We start from the raw sequence: 19,265 nt of genomic DNA, 5'->3' as shown, positions 1-19,265 counted from the left end.
GTTGTACGCTACTCTCATCCGCGCCCATACGACGCTTTGGGAGGCTTGACGATGGCCAGCCCAGCCCAGGCCGCCTGGACGGTCATACTCGCGTTGTTCGTTCCCATCGCGCTGGCCACCGTGCTGGCGCTGCTGCTCGATCGCTCGAAACGGCGCCGTGAACATGCCGCGCTGCAGACCCACGCTTTCGAAATCCAGCATGCTATCGACAGCATTACCCAGGCCATGCCAGTGGCGCTATTCCATTTGCGGCGGGATGCCCAGGGCCGCCAGTTTTTTCCCTATGTCACCGGTCGCACAGAAGCGTTCATAGGCCCCCGCGCCGAGGAGATCATGGCCAATGGCGCGCGCTGGCACGAGCGCGTCTTCGGCGACGACCGGCCCGCGATCGACCAGGCTATCGAACGATCCACCGCCAATTCCAGTCCTATCCTGATCGATGTACGCATCCGCCGCGACGAAGGGGCCGGCTGGGTCCGCCTGGGTACGGGGCGACCCGAGCAAAATGCCGATGGCTCGGTCGGCTGGAAAGGTTATTGGGTCGATGTCACTGCCGAGCACGAACAGGCGCGGGCGCTGGCCCAGGCCAAATCCGAGGCCGAAGCCAGCGCCGCGGCCAAGGCACGTTTCCTCGCGGCCATGAGCCACGAAATCCGTACCCCGCTGGCCACGCTGATCGGCGCGCTGGATCTCTTGCGTGATACCGCGCTGGCGCCATTCCAGCGCAGCCAATTTGAGCAGGCGGACAACGCTGCCCGCCTGCTGATGGAAATCATCGGCGATATCCTCGATTTTTCCCGGCTGGAAGCGGGCAACGCCAAGCCGGAATCCGTGCCGTTTCAACTGTCTGTCCTGCTTGAAGAGGTGCTGCGGGTATTCGACGCCCAGGTGCGCCGCAAACAGCTCGAACTTTCCCTTGATATCGATAGTCGGGTCGCGCCCTGGCTGCTTGGCGATCCCGTCCGGATCAAACAGATTGCCCTCAATCTGGTCGGCAATGCGGTCAAGTTCACGGCCCGGGGCAGTATCGAGGTTTCCGTCAGGCCGGGTTCGCCCGCCAATGGCGGCCAGCAATGGATCGTCCTGTCAGTGAGCGATACCGGTGTCGGTATCGCCGAATCGGCCCAGAGCCAGTTGTTCCAGCCCTTTACGCAGGCCGACGTGTCGATTGCCCGGCAATACGGGGGTAGCGGGCTGGGCTTGGCAGTCTGCCGGCAACTGGCTGAATTGCTGGGGGGCACCATACGGTTCAACAGCACGCTTGGTAGAGGCAGTACATTCGAAGTGCGCCTGCCGTTCACGGTGGCCGCGATGCCGGCCGGCAAGGCGGCTCGACCACCGGGGCCCATTACCGCCACGATGCTGCCGGAACCTCCGGGCCAGGCTGCCGCCGCCCGCAGGCGTATCCTGATGGTTGACGATCACGAGCCCTATCGCATCATCCTGCGCCAACTGGCGGCCAAGGCGGGGTTCGAATGCGATGCCGCTGCCGGCGGCGCCCAGGCACTGGCCGCGTTGGCCGACCAGTCCTACGCCATGTTGTTCACCGACCTGCACATGGCCGGCATGGATGGCTGCGAGCTCGCCCATCGTGTGCGTGCCCGGGAGGCCAACAGCGGGCGTCGCTTGCCCATCATCATGTTGACCGCCCACCTTGGCGCCGACGAGATGCAGCGTTGCCGCGATGCAGATATCGACGACTACCTGACCAAGCCCGTCACCGCCGCGGCCTTGCGGCGGTGCATCGAAAAATGGATAAACTGATTTCGTGACCACCATACTCATCGTCGACGACCATCCTTCCCTGCGGCTGGTGCTGAGGCAGCACCTGTCGCAGATACTCGGCGTGACTGGCATCCTCGAGGCCGGCAATGGCCAGGATGCCATTCAGGCGGTGCGTCAGCATGCCCCTGGCTTGGTCATTCTCGACATCGACCTGCCGAGGATGAACGGCCTGGACGCCATCCCGCGCATGAAATCGCTGCAGCCCGATGTTCGCATCCTGGTCATTTCAGGGCAGGATCCCAGCGTCTTCGCGCCGCGTGTCAAGGCGGCAGGCGGGCAGGGTTACATCAGCAAGGCCCAGGAGATGCCCGAAATCGTCCGCGCCGTAGAGGCGGTCATGGCGGGCTACACCATTTTTCCCGATATCGGCAGATCGCAGCGCGGCGCGGGAAAGGCCGCCGGGGCTGGTACGCTTGACGGGTTGTCCAACAAGGAACTGATCGTCATGCAGATGCTCGTGCGCGGAATGTCCAACAAAGAGATAGCAGACGCGCTCTACATCAGCAACAAGACTGTCAGCACCTACAAGACCCGACTCATGGACAAGCTCGGCGTCAGGTCGCTCGTGGAACTGGTTGACTTTGCCCGAAAGCGGGATGCCGCCCGCTGAATCCCCGTGGCGCTATTCGCCGATCGCTGGAGTCGAATCCCCCGCCCGATATTCAACTACTTATGCATAATGCCCTGGTTATTTCGCGAATCACCGGCTGGGCCGCTGACAGCGGCCTGGCTGATGCGCTTTCCTGGCTGAGCCTTGCCGTGCGCCAAGCCGCCAGCCTCGACGATGTGCCGAAAGACCCGCTGGCATATGCCGTCGCTATTGTCCGCCTGGCGCCGGGGGATCCGCCTCCCACGGCGGCTCAATGGGGAAACGCCGGGTTGTCCGATGCAATTCAATTTGTTGTCGGCAGTGCCCCGGACAATCTTGCGTACATCGGAGGGACCCTGCGCGAACCCATCACTGAGCGTGCCATTGCCGCCGCGCTGGCCAATTCGGGTTACTTGCTGCCGTTGCCCGGCGAATGCCCGGCCATCGGCCGGCACATCAGCGGGTTGGTAGAGGGCGACACCGCGATCATCTCCCAGCTCGTCGCTAGCCTCATGGACACCACCTCGGCCGACCTGCTTGGTTTCCAGCAAGCTTGTGCCGACCAGCATTGGGAAGAAGCTCGCGCGCGTGCCCATCGCATCAAGGGCACCGCGCATATGGCGGGAACGGCCTCGCTGGCGCGGCTTAGCCAACGCATCGAGGCCCTGGCGGCACAGGGGCAGGGGGAAACCCTGCGAGCCCTGCATGCCATTTACGTGCCAGCGGTCGAGCGCGTGCTGGCAGCGCTGGCGGCGTTGAAATGACCTGGGCGTGTGCCTAGCGCCGGTCGGGCCCGGGGCGCGGCAAATGGGCATGCAGCGCCGCCTGCAGGTCGGCCATGCTGACTGGCTTGATCAGCACGGCATTCATGCCGGCCGCCAACGCTCGCTGTACGTCCGCTTCCTGTGCGCCAGCCGTGTATGCCAGCACCGGAATGGCGGCATTGGCGCCAGGCTGGGCGCGCAGGGCCCGGGTGAACGCAAAGCCATCCATTTCCGGCATGGCGCAATCGCAGATCACCAACTGAAAGGGCTGTTTCGCGACGACGGCCAGCGCCTGCAGGCCATCCTCGGCGCACACGACCTTGTATCCGAGCTTGCGTAACTGGAACTGGATCAGCAGGCGATTGGACGGCTGGTCGTCCACCACCAAGATGGGCAGGTCATCCTGGCCGGTATCCCGGTCCGGTCCGTCGTGCGCCGATGGCCCGGCTGCGTGAGGGACGGTATCCGGAACCACCCGCAAGGGAAGCCGCGTCACGACCCGCGTGCCGTGTCCAAACTTGCTTTCGATGCGTATGACGCCTTCCATCTTGTCGACCAGGCGCTTGCAGATCGACAGTCCCAGCCCCACGCCGTGATCGCCGATCTCGGGGTGTTCCTGGACGAAGGGTTCGAACAAGGCTGGCATGGTCTTGCGCGAGATGCCGATGCCTGTATCGCTGACCGTGAACTCGACCCACTGGTGCCCCTTTTTCTCCGGCGTGGCTTTCACCTCGAGCCGGATATGGCCCTGCCTGGTGAAGCGCACGGCATTCGAAACGACGTTGTTGAGCACCTGCTTGAGGCGCAGGGGGTCAACCAGATGCGACGGTGCCACGGATGGCGCGACCATGGCCTCCAGTACGACCCCATTGCTGTGCGCCACCGGGGCAAACACGCCCGCGACTTCATGCACGACCTCGTGCAGCGATGTAGGGCACGGCTGCAGCTGGAACTTGCCTGCCTCCATCTTGGACAGGTCGAGCAGGTCGCCGATCAACGACAGCAGGGAGCGGGCCGACTGCAGCGCCATTTCGAGCTGCTGGCGCGCATGCGCGGGCAGGCCGGTTTGCAGCAGGGTCAGCTCCAGCATGCCCATGATGGCATTCATGGGCGTGCGGATATCGTGGCTGACCGATGCAAGGAAGGTGGATTTGGCACGGTTGGCGGCTTCCGCCCGGTCGCGCGCCTCGGCCAGGTCGGCCAGCGCGCGGTGGCGATCGGTGACGTCGATCCATCCTCCGACGATGCCCGCCACGCCGGCCGACGCGTCATGCAATGGAGCGATCCAGTGCCGCAAGACTGTTTTCTCCTCCTGGGTAGTGAGAGTGCGATCCTGGATGAGCGGTTCGTCGGATTCCATGACCCGAAGATAGTCGCGGTGGAGGGCTGCGATATCCGAGGGGCTGGCCCCAAGGGCTCTGGCGCTGATGTCGAGCGACGTATTCCGCAGCGCGGTGCGCGGCCTTCCGCACGCCGACATGTATTTGCTGTTGCATACGGTGAGATTCAGGCGCCGATCGCGCAGATAGACCGGCATGGGTATGGCGTCCAGCACGGCGAGTTGCATCTTCATCAGCACTTTCAACGACCGCACCGAACGCCGTTCCCGGCGCAGGGCGCCGGACATCAGGATCAGGACGCATATCAGGACTGCCAGCAACGCCAGGAGGAGCACCGGGACGGGCGGGGACAGCCACCAGGGTTGGCTCTCCATTGCCGGTAACACTGGTGGCGCCTCCGCCGTCGGCATGGGCGGAAAAATAACGGCGGCGGCCGCGAAGCAGCGGTTCTGCCCGATATGCGCGTGCAGGGATCGTTGGGCCGAGATCGATGCGGGATACGGAATGGTCACTACCTATGGCTCGCTTCATGGCACGGCGGCTCTGGTTTCCTGGCGGCGCCGCAGTGCCTGGGACATTACGCATTGCAGATGCCATGGAAAAGAAAAGGGTCAAAGAATAGGACGGAAGCATCCCTAGTCTGCCCTCCCGGCTGGCAACCGCGCTTTGGTTGCATTCAATACATGCACCGACGTCCTGTTCCCGGGGCGCAAGGCATCCAGGGAAACTACGCATGACCATTGTGTCGAGGAAGCCAGAAGGGTCCCATGGGGATGTAGGAAATTTCCTATTGATCCACGCCATTGAGCAAGTCCAAAAGGCGAGTAGTTTGAACTTGTTGGGCCGAGGGGCCTGCTGTTTACTACCGCCACTTGCTCTCATTTGCCGGCGTCGGCCGATGGCATGCAAGCCGTGTCTTGTGCGGATAAACCTTACTGGGCTAATTGATGGGAAAACTGGGGGTGTGGGTCGATTACGACCAGAAGATCGTGTGCAGCGAGTTGCGCCGTCAGAACCTGATTTCATTCGAAGACTGGATCATCGACGCGAGTCATTGCGCGCAAACCTTTTCACCGATCACCTACCTGGGCTACCGCCTGTGGGCTAACCCATGTTCCCGGCTGATGCTCAGGTATCCATCGCTGGCACGAAGTTTGGCCCGCGTGGTTCGCTGGATGGCGGCAGACCTCAAATACCGGAAGGGCGTCAGCCACCATCGCCACTGGCGAGGCTGGTTGATACGGTGCTGCGTTTTCTGGCCAGGCAACTGGCTGCTCGGCTCCGGAGTCTTCCTGTCGCTATCCGTGGCTCGCCGATGGTCCGGCAAGTCGGGTAGCCCGGTCTTCAGTCGCCAGCGGCCGCGCATTTCTTCTACAACGTTCTACTTGGGTTCGAAACCATGAAAAAGAAGGTCCTCAGTATCCTGGTCGCCGGATGTCTCGGCACGATGGCGGGAGCAGCTGTCGCCGATAGCGGCAATATCTCGTTCGTCGGCGAGATCACCACGTCGGCTTGCTCCATCGGAGGCGGCCAGCTCGGCGCCAACATGGTCGTGCCGATGGGCAGCATCTCGAACAATGTCTTTACCGGCGTGGGCTCCAAGGGGCCCGAGACCGAATTCGAGATCAGCCTGCTCGGCTGCGACACGACGGTGTCCAGCGCCGCCGCATTCACCTTCCGGCCCGGCGCCGGCAGCATCGTTGACGGCCGGCTGCTGAGCCTGGAAAACGGCGCGGGCGCCCAGGGCGTGGCCGTGGGCCTGGCCGACAGCGCCGGGCCGATCACCATCGGCACGGCGACGAGCCCGTACAACCTCGTCGACGGCACGAACGTCCTGCGCTTCAAGGCGTACTACGAAGCGATCAACAGCACCGTCACCGCCGGTCCGGCCAACGCCCGGGCGGTGTTCGAGGTGACGTACTCGTAGTTCCACTGGCGTTGCCCCAAGGGGCCGGACGAGTCCGTCCGGCCCGTCCCCTTCTGTCTACTCACAACGGCATATCGGCAGGCCATCGTGCCGACCGTGTGATTGCCACCATGAAACATCTCATCGGACATCTGCTGCTGGCCACCTCCGCGATCACCGGGATGGCAGGCGGTACTGCGCAAGCCGCCATCCAGCTTTCGAGCACCCGCGTAATCATGAATGAGGGTGAGCGGCATGCCTCCGTCTTCGCCAAGAACCTGTCGGGCGATTCCTATGTCGTCCAGGCCTGGATCGACGGCGAGGCCGAGGAAATGGATACGCCATTCTTCATCACCCCGCCGCTGAGCCGTTTCGATGGCGGCGTGGAACGCAGGCTGGACATCACCCGCGTGGCCGAAAAAGGCTTGCCGGGGGACCGCGAATCCTATTACTGGGTCAATGTCCTGGAAATCCCCCAGAAAAAGGAGGCCGGGCCGAACAACCTGGTCTTGACCACTCGCACCCGGATCAAGCTGTTCTACCGTCCCGCCGCCATTCAAAAAATGCCGCGCGGAGAAGCGCAACTCAAATGGGCCTGGAGTCGCAACGGCCAGGCGTGCGCGTTGTCGATCGACAATACATCTGCCTACACGGTCAATTTCGCTCGCATCGACATCCCGGGGGAGGCGCCGGGATTCGGCAGCACGCTCATCGCCAAGCCGCTGGATATCACCCGCATTCCGCTGGGCAAGTGTCCGGCGGCACAGACCTTCAGCCTGACGCCGAGTGTCGTCAATGATTACGGCGTGCTCGAGGTCTGGCCACAGGTGGCCGTGCCACCGCAGGGTGGCTCCGACACCACCGCGGGGGCGCATGCGCGATGACCCCGGTTCGTGTCCTGGGCGGGCCTGCGGGGGCAGGCATCGCCACCGCGCTCTGCCTGGCGCTGCCCGTCATGAGCCATGGGCAATCGCAGGCAGACGCCATGATCTTCGATGAAACCTTCCTGCATCGCAACCGTGATCAGCAGGGAGCGGATTTATCCGTCTTTGCCTTTTCCAACCGGGTGCTGCCTGGCCTGCGGTCGGTCGTCCTGCAGCTCAACGGCCAGACGCTCGGCATGCGCGAGATCGAATTCGTCGAGGGATCCGCGCACGAAGACGCACAGCCGTGCCTGTCCGTACCGGCGTTGCGCGAACTGGGCGTCAAGGTCCAGGCTTTTCCAGGTCTGGAACAACTGCAGGACGCCGACTGCGCGCGCACTCTAGGGCATATTCCCGCCGCCAGGGCGACGTACGACCACGACAAGAACTTGCTGAACCTGTCCATTCCCCAAGCGGCCCTGGATCGCAAGGCGCGAGGGGTGGTGCCAGCCCACTTGTGGGACCCGGGAACGACGGCGTTGTGGTCGTCCTATCGGCTGTCATATAACAGGTCCAGCTTTTCCAGCACGCTGGGGCGGCATACCAACGACACGTACTACGCCAGCTTCCGGAACGGGCTGAACCTGGGCGCCTGGCGACTGCGCGGCAACGGAACCTATTACGACAACGGCTATGATTCCGGTTGGGACTGGACCGACCTCTACATGGAGCGCGACATTGCCGCATGGCGCGGGCGGTTGCGCATGGGGGACAGCACCACGCCGGGGAATGTCTTCACGTCGGTCCGCTTCCGGGGGGCGCAGATCCAGTCCGACGACGGTATGCTCCCCGACAGCCAGCGCGGCTACGCGCCGGTGGTCCGCGGCGTGGCGGCGGGCAATGCCAAGGTCACGGTACGCCAGCAAGGGCATGCCATTTACACGACCTTCGTGCCTGCCGGACCGTTCGAGATAGACGACCTGTATTCCACGCCAGGTGGCGGCGACCTCGAGGTCGAAATCGAGGAGCTGGGCGGCCGGACCACCCGCTATTTCCAGCCGTTTTCGGCGCTGCCCGCCATGTTGCGGGAAGGCATCTGGAACTACAGCGCCATGGTGGGCGAGCACCGCCACAACTACGATACCCGCCGTCCGCTGATGGGCCAGGTGAACTTGGCCTATGGGTTGCCCTATGGCTTGACCGGCTATGGCGGCTGGACCAGCGCCCAAGGCGGCTATCATGCGGGCGCCTTGGGGGTGGCCGCGAACCTGCGGGCGCTGGGCGCGTTGTCGGTCGATGTCACGAGCTCCCGCTCCCGGGGCCCGGACGGCAATACCCTGACTGGCAGCGCAGCGCGGGTGCAGTATTCCAAGTTCTTTCCCGGCACCGGCACGGACTTCACCCTGGCCAGCTATCGCTACCACTCGGGCGGCTATCGCAGCCTGGACGACGCGATCCGCGAACGCGCCGGCAAGCGGGAACACCACGGCTTCGACCGGCAGCACGAATACCAGCTGTCACTGTCGCAGCGGCTGGACCGCTACGGATCAATATCCCTCAGCTATTACGGCATTGCCTATCGGAACCCATCGGGGAACGCAACCTATGCGCAGCTCGGCTATTCGAGTTCAATCGGCCGGGTCGGCTATTCGCTGAACTATGCAATCAGCCGCAGTCCCTGGCAGTCGCGCGAGTCTACCGTGATGCTGAGCCTCAACATCCCGCTCGGCGGCAGCCACAACGCCAGCTATACGATGAACCGGACCCGCAGCGACGGGATCAGCCATGGCGTCAGCCTCAACGGCGCCATGCTCGACGACTACTCCCTTACCTACGCCTTGCAGGCCGGTTCGAGCCGCGGGGACAACGGCCATAGCGGCGCCACGGGATACGGGGCGATCGGATACGCGTCGTCGGTGGGGACGGCCAACCTCAGCCATGCCTATTCGCGCGACACTTCCAACACGTATGCCGATTTCAGCGGCGCCATACTGCTGGATGGTAAAGGCGTGCTGCTCGGCCAGTCGCTTGGCGAAACCGCCATCATCGTCGAGGCGCCCGGTGCTGCCGGGGTGGGGGTCGACGCGCGGCCCGGCGTACGCACCAATGCCGCGGGGCGTGCGCTCATCCCCTACGCCAATCCGTACCGGGAAAACCGCATTTCGCTGGCATCCGACTACCAGGCCGACGATGCGTACCTGAAGCAGACCGTGCAGACCGTCGTGCCGACCCGCGGCGCCATCGTCGTGGCCAAGTTCGACACCGAAATCGGCCGCACGGTGCTGGTCGTGCTGCGCGATGCGGCCGGTGTCGAATTGCCGTTCGGTGCCATCGTCTATGCGGACGACGGCGAGCAGCGCGGCATCGTCGGCCCGGTGGGCAGGGTCTGGCTGACCGGCCTGGAAGGGACCCGCCGCTTTTCCGTGAGATGGGGGGCATCCGGCGCCGGGCAATGCAGTTTCGAGATCGATGCGTCGACGCTCGGCGACGCGGCCGGCCGGACCGGCAAGGAGGTGAAATGCATCGGATCATGACGAGGCACGGCTACGGTCTGCCGGACCGGTTTCGCCAGGGCTGGCGGTATGCCTGGCGCATATGCGCGCTGCTCGCAGGTTTTGCCTGGAGTTCGTCAGGCCAGGCGGCGTGCCAGCAGAATCCTGGCGGCACGGCGCCCAGCGGGCAGGCTTACGACCGATACAACAGCACGCTCTTCCAGGTGGCCGCCCGGCCGCAGCAAACGACCATTGCCCTGCCGCCGCGCGTGACGGCCGGCGAGCTGTTGTTTTCGACGCAGGAGACGCCGCTTCCGTTTCTTGGTGACACCCGGTCTCAGGGACAAGCGGCGCCGGTGTATGGTTGCCCGGCTGGAACGATCGAACGATTCGACGGCAACGGCGCGCTGATAGGCAATAATCTGTACGCGACCGGCGTACCCGGCATCGGCTACCGCGTCTATTACTACATCAGCGATACGGACAGCCGGCCCGCGCCGGTGGAGTACGCCAACCCGTACCAGGCTGGCGCGATGGTGTTTCCGTTCAACGGTGCTCATCAACTGGGCACCAACTTGCGTACGCGCATCGATTTCATCGCGACTGGCGATACGATCGTTCCCGGAACAATCAGTGCTGGCTCCATCTTCGGCCGAGCTTCGCTGGCCGGCGGCGGGGCCATTTCCACCCCACCGCTGTACCGCGTATTCCTGGCGGAAAGCATCCGGATTACGCCGCCCACCTGCAGCGTCAGCAATACCGCCGCCTTGACTGTCCAGCTTCCAGGCCTTCCGGTACACATGCTGCAACGCGGTGAAGGAGCGGGTATTACGACCGCCAACCTGGAGCTCGCCTGCAGCTCGCCCAGCGATGTGTCGCCGAGTATCAAGATCACGCCGGCCAACCCCGTGGCCGGCTATCCAGCCACGCTGGGCAACCAGGAAACGGGCTCCGAGGGCGCGCGCGGCGTCGGCATCCAGGTTTGGCTGGCAGACCCGGTTACCGCCCAGTATCGCCACGCGCGTTTCGGGGAAGTGGAAAACGGCATGGGCGCTTCGCTCGAAGGGCTGCCTTCCAGCCGCTGGTTGTTCCGCGTCGGCGCCAGCTATCTCCAGGTCGAGCCGACCGTGACCGCCGGCAAAGTGCGTGCCGGCGCCGTCCTGACCTTCACCTATAACTGACATGTCAAGCATATCAACCAAGCTCCCGCCGCTTCCTCCCATATCCCTTCCGGAGTCCGGGCTACTACGAGAAAAGCTGGCCGCCATCATCGCGGCGACGTGCCGCTGCGAGCCAGCTCCCTTGCTGGAGGACCAGGAGTTCGGGGCCGTCGTGGCGCAGTTCGACTCCATGGCCGTGCTCGAGATCCTGCTGGAGATCGAAACCGAGTTCGGGCTGACCACCGACGAGATGCTGCCTACCGACCACAATCTCGGCGCGCAGGAAATCACCAGCGTGTTTCCCAAGAACTTGAGCGGCTTGATGGCCTATATGCAGGAAGTGGCGGCGCGTCGCGCCACGCTGCAGGCCGACGCCACGGATCCACGCGCCGCCTGGGCCGCCCGGCGTGCCTCCACGGACGAGCAGCCATCCGGATGTACAGAGCCTGACAAATGATGCGTCGACGTGTATTGATCACCGCCATCGGCATGGCCTCGCCCTTGGGCGGCTCGACCCGGGAGACTTTCGAGGCACTCATCGCCGGCAGGTGCGGCATTGGCAGGCATCCCGATCCTGGCATCGACAAGAGTGTCGGCTATGTGCGCGAGGACGTGTCCGGGGCCGCGCCGCCCAGCCAGGCCCGCATGATGGACCGCGTGACGCTGCTGGCCCAGTACGCCACCGGCCAGGCCGTTGCGGAAGCGGCCCTGGACGCTTCCCGCCTGTCCGAGTGCGGCGTCTTCGTGGGGACGGGCATCGGCGGCGTGTCGACACTGTGCGAAGCGGTCGAGGCCTACCATGGCATCCGGCCCCGTCGCCCGGTGCTGGTGGTGCCCGCCGTCATGCCCCATGCCCCGGCGGCGCTGATCGCGCAGAAGCTGGAGTCGGTCGCCGAGGCGCAAACCTACGCCACTGCGTGTTCGGCCGGCGCCGTCGCCATTGGAGAAGCCTTTCGCCGCGTGCGCGATGGCTATCTGGATATCGCCATCGCGGGAGGGGCGGAATCAATGTTCACCCCCGCGCTCATGGCGGCGTGGAAGCAGTTGTACGTCCTGTGCGCCGAGCCCGCGGACGCGCGCGGTGGCTATTGCCGGCCGTTCAGTCACAAGCGCACCGGGTTTGCCTTGAGCGAGGGTGCCGCGATGCTGGTGCTGGAATCCGCCGAACACGCACGGGCGCGCAATGCCACCGCGATCGCCGAACTCTGCGGTTATGGGGTCAGTAACGACGGAACCCACCCGGTGCACCCCGACGCCCGTGGCCAGGCGCTGGCGATGTTGCGCTGCCTGGTCGATGGAGGCCTGGCGCCGAGCGACGTCGGCTATGTCAACGCCCATGCCACCGGCACGCTGGTGGGTGACCGTATCGAAACCGCCGCCATCAAGCAGGTATTCGGCGAACATGCCTGCCATCTGCCCATCAGCAGCATCAAGGGCGCCATCGGGCACGCCATCGGGGCGGCCGGCGCCATCGAAGCCGCTGTCACGGCGCTGTCGGTGCAGCGCGGCGTCGTCCCGCCCACCTTGTTCTGGGAAGGCGGCGATCCGGAATGCGATCTCGACTACGTGCCCGGCACGGCCCGCCGATTGCCTGAGCTGCGCCTGGCGATCAGCAACTCCTTCGGCATGGGCGGCAATAACGCCGTCCTTGCGTTCGGGCGGGCGCCATGACCGTGCCGCACAGCGTGGCGCTTGCTCGTCTTACGTCATCAACCATCCCCCCGCCACGTCCAGCACCTGGCCCGTGACAAACCGGGCCTGGTCCGACGCGAAGAACAGGCAGGCATCGGCCACTTCCTCGGGCGTGCCGAGGCGGCCCAGCGGGGTGACGCGCAGCACGGCGTCGTTGACGGCCTGCGGCACGGAGCGCAGCAGCGGCGTGCCGATGCGCCCGGGCGCCAGGGCGTTGACAGTGACGTCGTATTCCCCCAGTTCGGCCGCCCAGTGGCGGGTCAGGCCGACCAGCGCGGCCTTGGTGGCGGCGTAGTGGGCGCCGACAATGTCACAGTAGGCCTTGCCGGCCACCGACGACATGTTGATGACGCGGCCGGCGCGCTGGCTGACCATGTGCGGCGCGACCAGGTGCGTCATGTAGAAGGCGCTGTTCAGGTTGACGGCCACTACGCTGTCCCATTCACCAGGCGGCATTTCCCATACCTTCAGCGCGCGGCCAGCCGTCTTGGGCGAGATGCCGACGTTGTTGACCAGGATGTCGGCCGGCCCCAGGACCTGGATGATGGCTTCATGGGCCGACTGGCACGCCTCGTAGCGCGCGACGTCCGCCGCGGCGAAGCAGACGGGGTGGCCGTCGGCCGCCAGCGCGTCGGCCCGTGCCTGGCCGGCGGCGGCGTCGGCGTCGACCAGGCCGACGCGCGCGCCTTCGGCCAGCAGTCCGGCGACGATGGCCGAGCCGATGCCGCCGGCCGCGCCGGTGACGATGGCGGTTTTTCCTGCCAGGCGCATGGTCATTCCTTTACCTTCAGCATGATCTTGCCGATGTGGCGGCTGCTTTCCATCAGCTCGTGCGCCTGCGCCGCCTGCGCCAGGGGGAACACTTCATGGATGCGCGGCCGGCAGCGGCCGGCCTCCAGCAGCGGCACCACCTTGTCGATCAGGGCCTGCGCGATGGCGCCCTTGTCTTCGTCGCTGCGCGGGCGCAGGGTGGAGCCGGTGAAGGACAGGCGCTTGAGCATGATGGGCATGGCGTCGATGTCGGCCTTGCTGCCCTCCAGGAAGGCGATCTGCACCAGCCGGCCGTTGAGCGCCAGGGCGCGCAGGTTCTTGTTCATGTAGCGGCCGCCCACCATGTCGAGGATGACGTCCACGCCCTTGCCGCCGGTGCCGGCGCGGACCTGTTCCTCGAAATCCTGCTCGCGGTACAGCACGGTGTGGATGGCGCCGGCCTGTCGGCAGGCCTCGGCTTTTTCAGCCGTGCCGACGGTGGTCCAGACTTCCGCGCCGAAGGCCTGGGCGAGCTGGATGGCCGTCAGGCCGATGCCGCTGGAGCCGCCGTGCACCAGGAACGTCTCGCCGGCCCGCAGACGGGCCCGGTCGAAGACATTGGTCCAGACCGTGAAATAGTTCTCGGGCAGCGCGGCCGCTTCCAGCAGGCTCAGCCCGCGCGGCACGGGCAGGCAGTGGCGTTCGTCGGTCAGGCAGTATTCGGCGTAGCCGCCGCCGGGCGTCAGGGCGCAGACCTCGTCGCCCACCCTGCGGTCGCGGGCGTCGGGGCCGACGGCCACGATGCGGCCGGATACTTCCAGGCCCAGGTATGGCGAGGCGCCCGGCGGCGGCGGATACGCGCCCGCGCGCTGCAGCACGTCGGGCCGGTTCACGCCGGCGTAGGCCACTTCGATCAGGACCTGCCGCCCGGTGGGCCGGTCGACCGGGCGGGTCGCCGGCACCAGGCACCCGGGCGCGCCGCCCTGGCCATGGTCGATATAAGTGCAGGTGTCGGTCATGCGGAAATCCTCGGTCAGTGGCCCAGGTAGGCTTTTTTCACGTGGGGGTCGTTGAGCAGTTCCTGGCCGGTGCCGCGCCGCACGATGGCGCCGTTCTCCAGCACGTAGCCGCGGTCGGCCAGGCGCAGCGTGCGGAATACGTTCTGTTCCACCAGCAGCACGGTGACGCCGTGCCGGGTGACGTTGCGGATCGTGTCGAACATCTGCTGCACCAGCAGCGGCGACAGGCCTAGCGAAGGCTCGTCGAACACCAGCAGCTTCGGGTCGGCCATCAGGCCGCGGGCGATCGCCACCATCTGCTGCTCGCCGCCGGACAGCGAGCCCGCGTACTGGCGCAGCCGTTCGCGCACGCGCGGGAACAGGTCCAGCACCTCGTCCAGCTTGCGCTGCACGATGGGCCGCGCGGCGCGCTTGTAGGAGCCCATCAGCAGGTTGTCGTGCACGGTGAAGTGCGGAAACAGCTGGCGGCCTTCCGGGATCATGGTGATGCCGGCGTCGACGATGTCGTACGGCGTATGGTTGGTGAGGTCGCGGCCTTCGAATTCCACCGTGCCGCCCATCGCGGGGATGACGCCGCACAGGGTCTTCAGGGTGGTGGTCTTGCCGGCACCGTTGGCGCCGATCAGGGTGACGATCTCGCCCGGGTGGACTTCGAAGTCCAGCCCGTTGAGCACCTGGCTCTTGCCGTATCCGGAACTCAGATTCGATACCTTAAGCATCCTGGTACTCCTTGCCCAAGTACGCCTCGATGACGGCCGGGTTTTCCACCACTTCCTGCGGCTTGCCGCTGACCAGCACCGCGCCTTCGTTGATGACGATGATGCGGTCGGACAGCGCCATGGTGGCCCGCATCATGTGCTCGATCAGCAGCACCGACACGCCGCTGTCGCGGATGCGCCGGATCATGGCGATGGCCTTTTCGATGTCGGTCGGGTTCAGGCCCGCCATCACTTCGTCCAGCAGCAGTATCTTCGGCTGGATGGCCAGCGCGCGTGCCACTTCGAGCCGCTTCATGCCGCCCACGGTCAGGCTGCGCGCCTCGATGCCGAGCGCGGCGGTCAGGTCGGTCTGCTCGGCCACGCGTCGGGCGATCTGTTCCGCCTCGTCGCGGTTGGCGGTGCGGATGAACGCGCCCAGCATGATGTTCTCCAGCACGCTCAGGCCGGTGAACGGCTTGGCGATCTGGAAGGTGCGGCCCAGGCCATGGTGCGCGAAGGTGTCGGGCGACTTGCACGAGACCCAGCGGCCGTGGTGGTCCAGCAGGGTCACGCTGCCCTGGTCGGCCGCCAGGAAGCCCGACAGCAGGTTGAAGACCGTGGTCTTGCCCGCGCCGTTGGGCCCGATGATGCCGAGGATCTCGCCCTGGTGCAGGATCAGCGACACGTCGTTGGTGGCGCGCAGGCCGCCGAAGCGCTTGTGCAGGTTCTCGGCCTTGAGCACAGGCTGGCCGTCGCGCGACGGGTCGTGCGCGATGCCATGGTCGGCGTATTCGCGCCGGGCGCGCGGCGTGCCCAGGTAGGGCAGGCGCCCCAGCAGGCGCTCGATGGCCGGGCCGAAGGCGCCGGCCAGACCGCGCGGGATGGTCAGCACCACCACCACCAGGATCAGGCCATAGACCAGGCCATGCATGCCGTTGCCGACCGCGCTGAGCCAGCCGCGCGCCATTTCGGCAATGGGCAGCACCAGGAAAGTGCCGGCGACCGGGCCAGCCACCGTGCCCAGGCCGCCGATCAGGGCGAACATGGCGATCTGGATGGACAGTTCCAGCGAGAAGGCCGAGCTGGGATCGACGAAGGTCAGGTAGGTGATGTGGAAGGTGCCGATGACGCTGGTGAGCATGGCCGACACCACCGCGGCCAGGATCTTCACCCGCACGGTGTGGATGCCCACCGCCAGCGCCGCGTCTTCGCGTTCGCGGATGGCGATCAGGTAATGGCCGACGCGCGACTTGCGCATGAACCACGACACCCACAGCACCAGCAGCAATAGCGCGAAGGCGATGATGACGTAGTTCATCTTCTCGCGGAAGACGATCCAGGTCCAGCCAATGTTCAGCGGCAGGCTGATGCCGCTGGAACCGCCGGTCCAGCTTTCTTCATGGATGACCAGCAGGCGCACTACTTCCAGGATGGCGATGGTGGCCAGCGCGAAGAACGGGCCGCGCAGGCGCAGGGTCGGGTAGCTGATCACTATCGCCACCGCGCCGGAGATCAGCGCGCCGACGAGCATGCCCAGCCAGGGCGTGATGCCGAAGTTCTGGGTCAGCAGGGTGGCCGTATAGCCGCCGATGCCGTAGAACACGGCATGGCCTAGCGAGAGCTGGCCGGCGTAGCCGCCGACGATGTTCCACGCCACCGACAAGGCGGCGAACACGAACAGCAGGACGAACAGGTTGGTCCAGAAGGGCGTGCCCATGATGGCGGGCACCAGGAACATGGCGACCAGCAGCAGCAGGCTGACGTAGGCTTTGGGACTGCGGAAGTCGGGAAACACGGCGCGCTCCTTATTCTGTGCCGATGCCGAACAGGCCGGTGGGACGCAGGACAAGGATCAGCAGGAAGATCCCGAAATACACCACTTCCTTCAGGTCGGGCGCGATGTAGTAGCCGGCCAGCGTATCGACGATGCCGAGGATCATCGACCCGGCCACCGCGCCGTACAGGCTGCCCAGGCCGCCCAGCACCACGATCACGAAGGCGGTCAGCACGAAGTACGTGCCCACGGTGGGGAACACGGGATACTGGGGCGCCAGCAGGCCGGCGGCGATGCCCACGAACGCGGTGCCCAGGCCGAACGCGATGGCGTACACACTATGCACGTTGACGCCCATCAGCATGGCCGCGTAGCGGTGCTGGGCCACGGCGCGCAGCGCCCGGCCCAGGTAGGTGCGATGCATGAACTGGTGCAGCAGCACGGCCAGGGTGATGCCGACCACGAAGGTGATGAGCTGTCCCGTCACCATGGAATAGGGCCCCACGCTGAACGAATGCGTGCCCAGCTCGACCGGCGGCCGCAGCACGTTGGCGCCGAAGATGACCAGCGCCAGGTTCAACAGGATGGTCGATACGCCGACTGTCGCGAAGATCTGGATATGCTCGTCGGCGTTGAGCAGCGGCTGGATGATGGCCCGCTGCGTCAGCACGCCTAGCGCGAACAGGATCACCGCCACCGGGATCAGCCCGGCATAGGGGTGCAGGCCGAACTGCACCGCGATCAGGTAGACCAGGTACATGCCCACCATCAGGAACTCGCCATGCGCGAAGTTCACTACGCGCACCACGCCGAAGATCAGCGTCAGGCCCAGGCTGATGATGGTGTAGGCACCCCCCAGCAACAGGCCATTGATGACCAGTTGAACGAATATATCCATTGTGCAACCTCGTCAGATGTGGAAATCCGGGCTCCCGCGCGGGCCCGGATTTCCCGGCTGGCAATACGCCCTACTTGTTGAAGACCGGTTTGCCGAGCGCGAGGTTGGACGGCGCGATGGTGACCAGCTTGCCGTCCTGCCACTGCATCACATAGAACGTCGAGGCCGTGTTCTGGCCTTCCTCGTTGAAGGCGAAGCCCCAGCCGTTGGCGCTCTGGCCAGCCGGCTTTTTGTAGGCCAGCACGGCTTCGCGGATCTTGTCGGCCTCGGTGGACTTGGCGTTGGCGATCGCTTCGAAGAAGGCCTTGGCGCCCACGTAGTTGGTCAGGCTGTGGCCCGACTGCGGGTCGCTCTTGTAAGTGCTCTTGTAGGCCTCGAGGAACTTGTCCAGCCCGGGCGCGCCGGCCGGGTTGATGGACGCCTGGGGGAAGTCCAGGTCGAACACGCCGTTCATGTCGGCGCCCACCGCCTTGGCGGTATCGGCCAGCGAGTAGCCGCCACCGGCGCCGATCACCACCTTGGGCTTGAAGTTGGCGGCGCGCGCCTGGCGGAAATACAGGATGGCGTCGTTCTGGTAGGCCGTCTGCAGCACCACGTCGACGTCGGCGCCCTTCAGGCGCAGGATCAGCGAGGACAGGTCGACCGTCTTGGCGGAATAGGGCAGCACTTCGGCCACGGTGTAGCCGAGTTCCTGCGCGCGCTGTTTCTCGGTGGCGGCCACGTCGGTGCCGTAGGGGCCGTCTTCATGGATGATGCCGATCTTGATCTGCTTCGGGTCCAGGCCCATGCCGGGGCCGATGATCTCGTGCAGCGCGTCGACCACCGCCACCCCGTACAGCGCGGTGTTGGGATTGCTGCGGAACAGGTACTTGTAGCCGCGCGTGGTGATCTTGTGGGCGGTGGCGCCCAGCTCAAAGTAGGGCACGCCGGCCAGCTCGGCTACCGGCGATGCCGCGTACGAGATGCCGGACGCGTAGCTGCCGAACACCGCCACGACTTCGGAGGAGATCAGGCGCTTGGTTTCCGACACCGCCTGGGTGGGATCGACCGCGTCGGCCTTGAGGATTTCGATCTTCTCGCCGTTGATGCCGCCGGCGGCGTTGATTTCGTTGACTGCCAGTTCCAGCCCGCGGTAGCTTTCCTGGCCCAGCAGCGCCAGCGCGCCGCTGAAGGGGAACAGCGCGCCGATTTTCATGTCGGCCACGGCGCTGCCGCTGGCGATGGCGCCGCAGATGCCCAGCGCCAGGGCGAACTTCCGGATTTTGAACATTGCCTGTCTCCTGTTGTTGGTATGGATGGGGCGATCAAGCCCGCAGCCGGCCTATAAAAGAATATATGATATATGTGATCCCAGTTCGAAAAACCTCGACCTGATTCTAGTTGGCATGGCAGAGCGGGAAATCAGGGATTTCCCTAAGTCCGCGTCAGATAAGTGTTTTTTTGCGGTGGTGCGGCGTTGTTGAGGTCGGCGAGCCAATTTTTGTCATATATCTTATATCTCTGTCGCATGCCGGGAAGGGTGGAAATTGTGGGCC

At 65.2% G+C, this 19,265-nt stretch carries 17 protein-coding genes; 10 read left to right on the top strand and 7 right to left on the bottom strand.

Annotated elements, in window-relative coordinates; translation table 11 throughout:
* Positions 1-51 precede the first annotated feature (51 nt).
* The 3 genes from ACKTT0_RS05855 to ACKTT0_RS05845 all read left to right on the top strand — a co-directional run bounded on the left by ACKTT0_RS05855 (position 52) and on the right by ACKTT0_RS05845 (position 3,138).
* A complete protein-coding gene (locus ACKTT0_RS05855; RefSeq protein ID WP_407848890.1) occupies positions 52-1,764 on the top strand; it encodes a PAS domain-containing hybrid sensor histidine kinase/response regulator in 1,713 nt (570 codons plus the stop codon).
* Positions 1,765-1,768: 4 nt separating this feature from the next.
* Positions 1,769-2,395: a response regulator gene (locus tag ACKTT0_RS05850; protein ID WP_407848888.1), complete on the top strand. Its 627-nt coding sequence runs from the start codon at positions 1,769-1,771 to the stop codon at positions 2,393-2,395.
* Positions 2,396-2,457: 62 nt separating this feature from the next.
* Entirely contained in the window at positions 2,458-3,138 is a 681-nt protein-coding gene (locus tag ACKTT0_RS05845; RefSeq protein ID WP_407848887.1) for an Hpt domain-containing protein, read from the top strand.
* 13 nt (positions 3,139-3,151) lie between these two features.
* Here the strand turns inward: ACKTT0_RS05845 and ACKTT0_RS05840 are convergent, their stop codons facing one another.
* Positions 3,152-4,990, bottom strand: a complete 1,839-nt coding sequence (locus ACKTT0_RS05840; protein ID WP_407848885.1) for an ATP-binding protein — start codon at positions 4,988-4,990, stop codon at positions 3,152-3,154.
* Positions 4,991-5,425: 435 nt separating this feature from the next.
* Between ACKTT0_RS05840 and ACKTT0_RS05835 the strand changes: the two genes are divergently transcribed.
* From ACKTT0_RS05835 to ACKTT0_RS05805, 7 genes are all read left to right on the top strand, one after another.
* Positions 5,426-5,881, top strand: coding sequence for a hypothetical protein (locus tag ACKTT0_RS05835; RefSeq protein ID WP_407848883.1), 456 nt, complete (start codon positions 5,426-5,428; stop codon positions 5,879-5,881).
* Positions 5,878-6,405, top strand: a complete 528-nt coding sequence (locus ACKTT0_RS05830) for a fimbrial protein (protein ID WP_407848882.1) — start codon at positions 5,878-5,880, stop codon at positions 6,403-6,405. Before ACKTT0_RS05835 ends, ACKTT0_RS05830 begins: the two co-directional genes overlap by 4 nt.
* Positions 6,406-6,515: 110 nt before the next feature.
* The gene (locus tag ACKTT0_RS05825; RefSeq protein ID WP_407848880.1) at positions 6,516-7,268 is read left to right on the top strand and encodes a fimbrial biogenesis chaperone; all 753 of its coding nucleotides are present in this window, start codon (positions 6,516-6,518) and stop codon (positions 7,266-7,268) included.
* Positions 7,269-7,369: 101 nt separating this feature from the next.
* Positions 7,370-9,781 (top strand): fimbria/pilus outer membrane usher protein, encoded by a 2,412-nt coding sequence (locus tag ACKTT0_RS05820; protein WP_407848879.1) that lies wholly within the window; start codon positions 7,370-7,372, stop codon positions 9,779-9,781.
* Complete coding sequence (locus tag ACKTT0_RS05815; RefSeq protein WP_407848877.1) at positions 9,766-10,920, top strand: fimbrial protein; 1,155 nt, start codon at positions 9,766-9,768, stop codon at positions 10,918-10,920. The genes ACKTT0_RS05820 and ACKTT0_RS05815 overlap by 16 nt, the downstream gene beginning before the upstream one ends.
* 1 nt (position 10,921) lies before the next feature.
* Positions 10,922-11,356 (top strand): acyl carrier protein, encoded by a 435-nt coding sequence (locus tag ACKTT0_RS05810; protein WP_407848876.1) that lies wholly within the window; start codon positions 10,922-10,924, stop codon positions 11,354-11,356.
* A complete protein-coding gene (locus ACKTT0_RS05805; RefSeq protein WP_407848875.1) occupies positions 11,353-12,570 on the top strand; it encodes a beta-ketoacyl-[acyl-carrier-protein] synthase family protein in 1,218 nt (405 codons plus the stop codon). Before ACKTT0_RS05810 ends, ACKTT0_RS05805 begins: the two co-directional genes overlap by 4 nt.
* A gap of 30 nt (positions 12,571-12,600) precedes the next feature.
* Here the strand turns inward: ACKTT0_RS05805 and ACKTT0_RS05800 are convergent, their stop codons facing one another.
* From ACKTT0_RS05800 to ACKTT0_RS05775, 6 genes are all read right to left on the bottom strand, one after another.
* The gene (locus ACKTT0_RS05800; RefSeq protein ID WP_407848874.1) at positions 12,601-13,368 is read right to left on the bottom strand and encodes an SDR family oxidoreductase; all 768 of its coding nucleotides are present in this window, start codon (positions 13,366-13,368) and stop codon (positions 12,601-12,603) included.
* On the bottom strand, positions 13,365-14,360 hold the full coding sequence (locus ACKTT0_RS05795) for an NAD(P)H-quinone oxidoreductase (RefSeq protein WP_407848872.1): 996 nt from the start codon (positions 14,358-14,360) through the stop codon (positions 13,365-13,367). Before ACKTT0_RS05795 ends, ACKTT0_RS05800 begins: the two co-directional genes overlap by 4 nt.
* Positions 14,361-14,374: 14 nt before the next feature.
* Positions 14,375-15,079 (bottom strand): ABC transporter ATP-binding protein, encoded by a 705-nt coding sequence (locus ACKTT0_RS05790; RefSeq protein WP_407848870.1) that lies wholly within the window; start codon positions 15,077-15,079, stop codon positions 14,375-14,377.
* Positions 15,072-16,853, bottom strand: coding sequence for a branched-chain amino acid ABC transporter ATP-binding protein/permease (locus tag ACKTT0_RS05785; protein WP_407848868.1), 1,782 nt, complete (start codon positions 16,851-16,853; stop codon positions 15,072-15,074). The genes ACKTT0_RS05790 and ACKTT0_RS05785 overlap by 8 nt, the downstream gene beginning before the upstream one ends.
* A gap of 10 nt (positions 16,854-16,863) precedes the next feature.
* Positions 16,864-17,730 (bottom strand): branched-chain amino acid ABC transporter permease, encoded by an 867-nt coding sequence (locus tag ACKTT0_RS05780; protein WP_028354948.1) that lies wholly within the window; start codon positions 17,728-17,730, stop codon positions 16,864-16,866.
* A 70-nt stretch (positions 17,731-17,800) separates the two neighbouring features.
* Positions 17,801-19,000, bottom strand: a complete 1,200-nt coding sequence (locus ACKTT0_RS05775) for an ABC transporter substrate-binding protein (RefSeq protein WP_407848867.1) — start codon at positions 18,998-19,000, stop codon at positions 17,801-17,803.
* Between the last annotated feature and the right edge of the window lie 265 nt (positions 19,001-19,265).

This window comes from Bordetella saccharivorans (genome assembly GCF_045862855.1).
GTDB classification, from domain to species: domain Bacteria; phylum Pseudomonadota; class Gammaproteobacteria; order Burkholderiales; family Burkholderiaceae_B; genus Bordetella_A; species Bordetella_A petrii_F.
The sequence above is the reverse complement of the archived record's forward strand: the minus strand, read 5'-3'. Positions and strand labels throughout refer to the sequence as shown.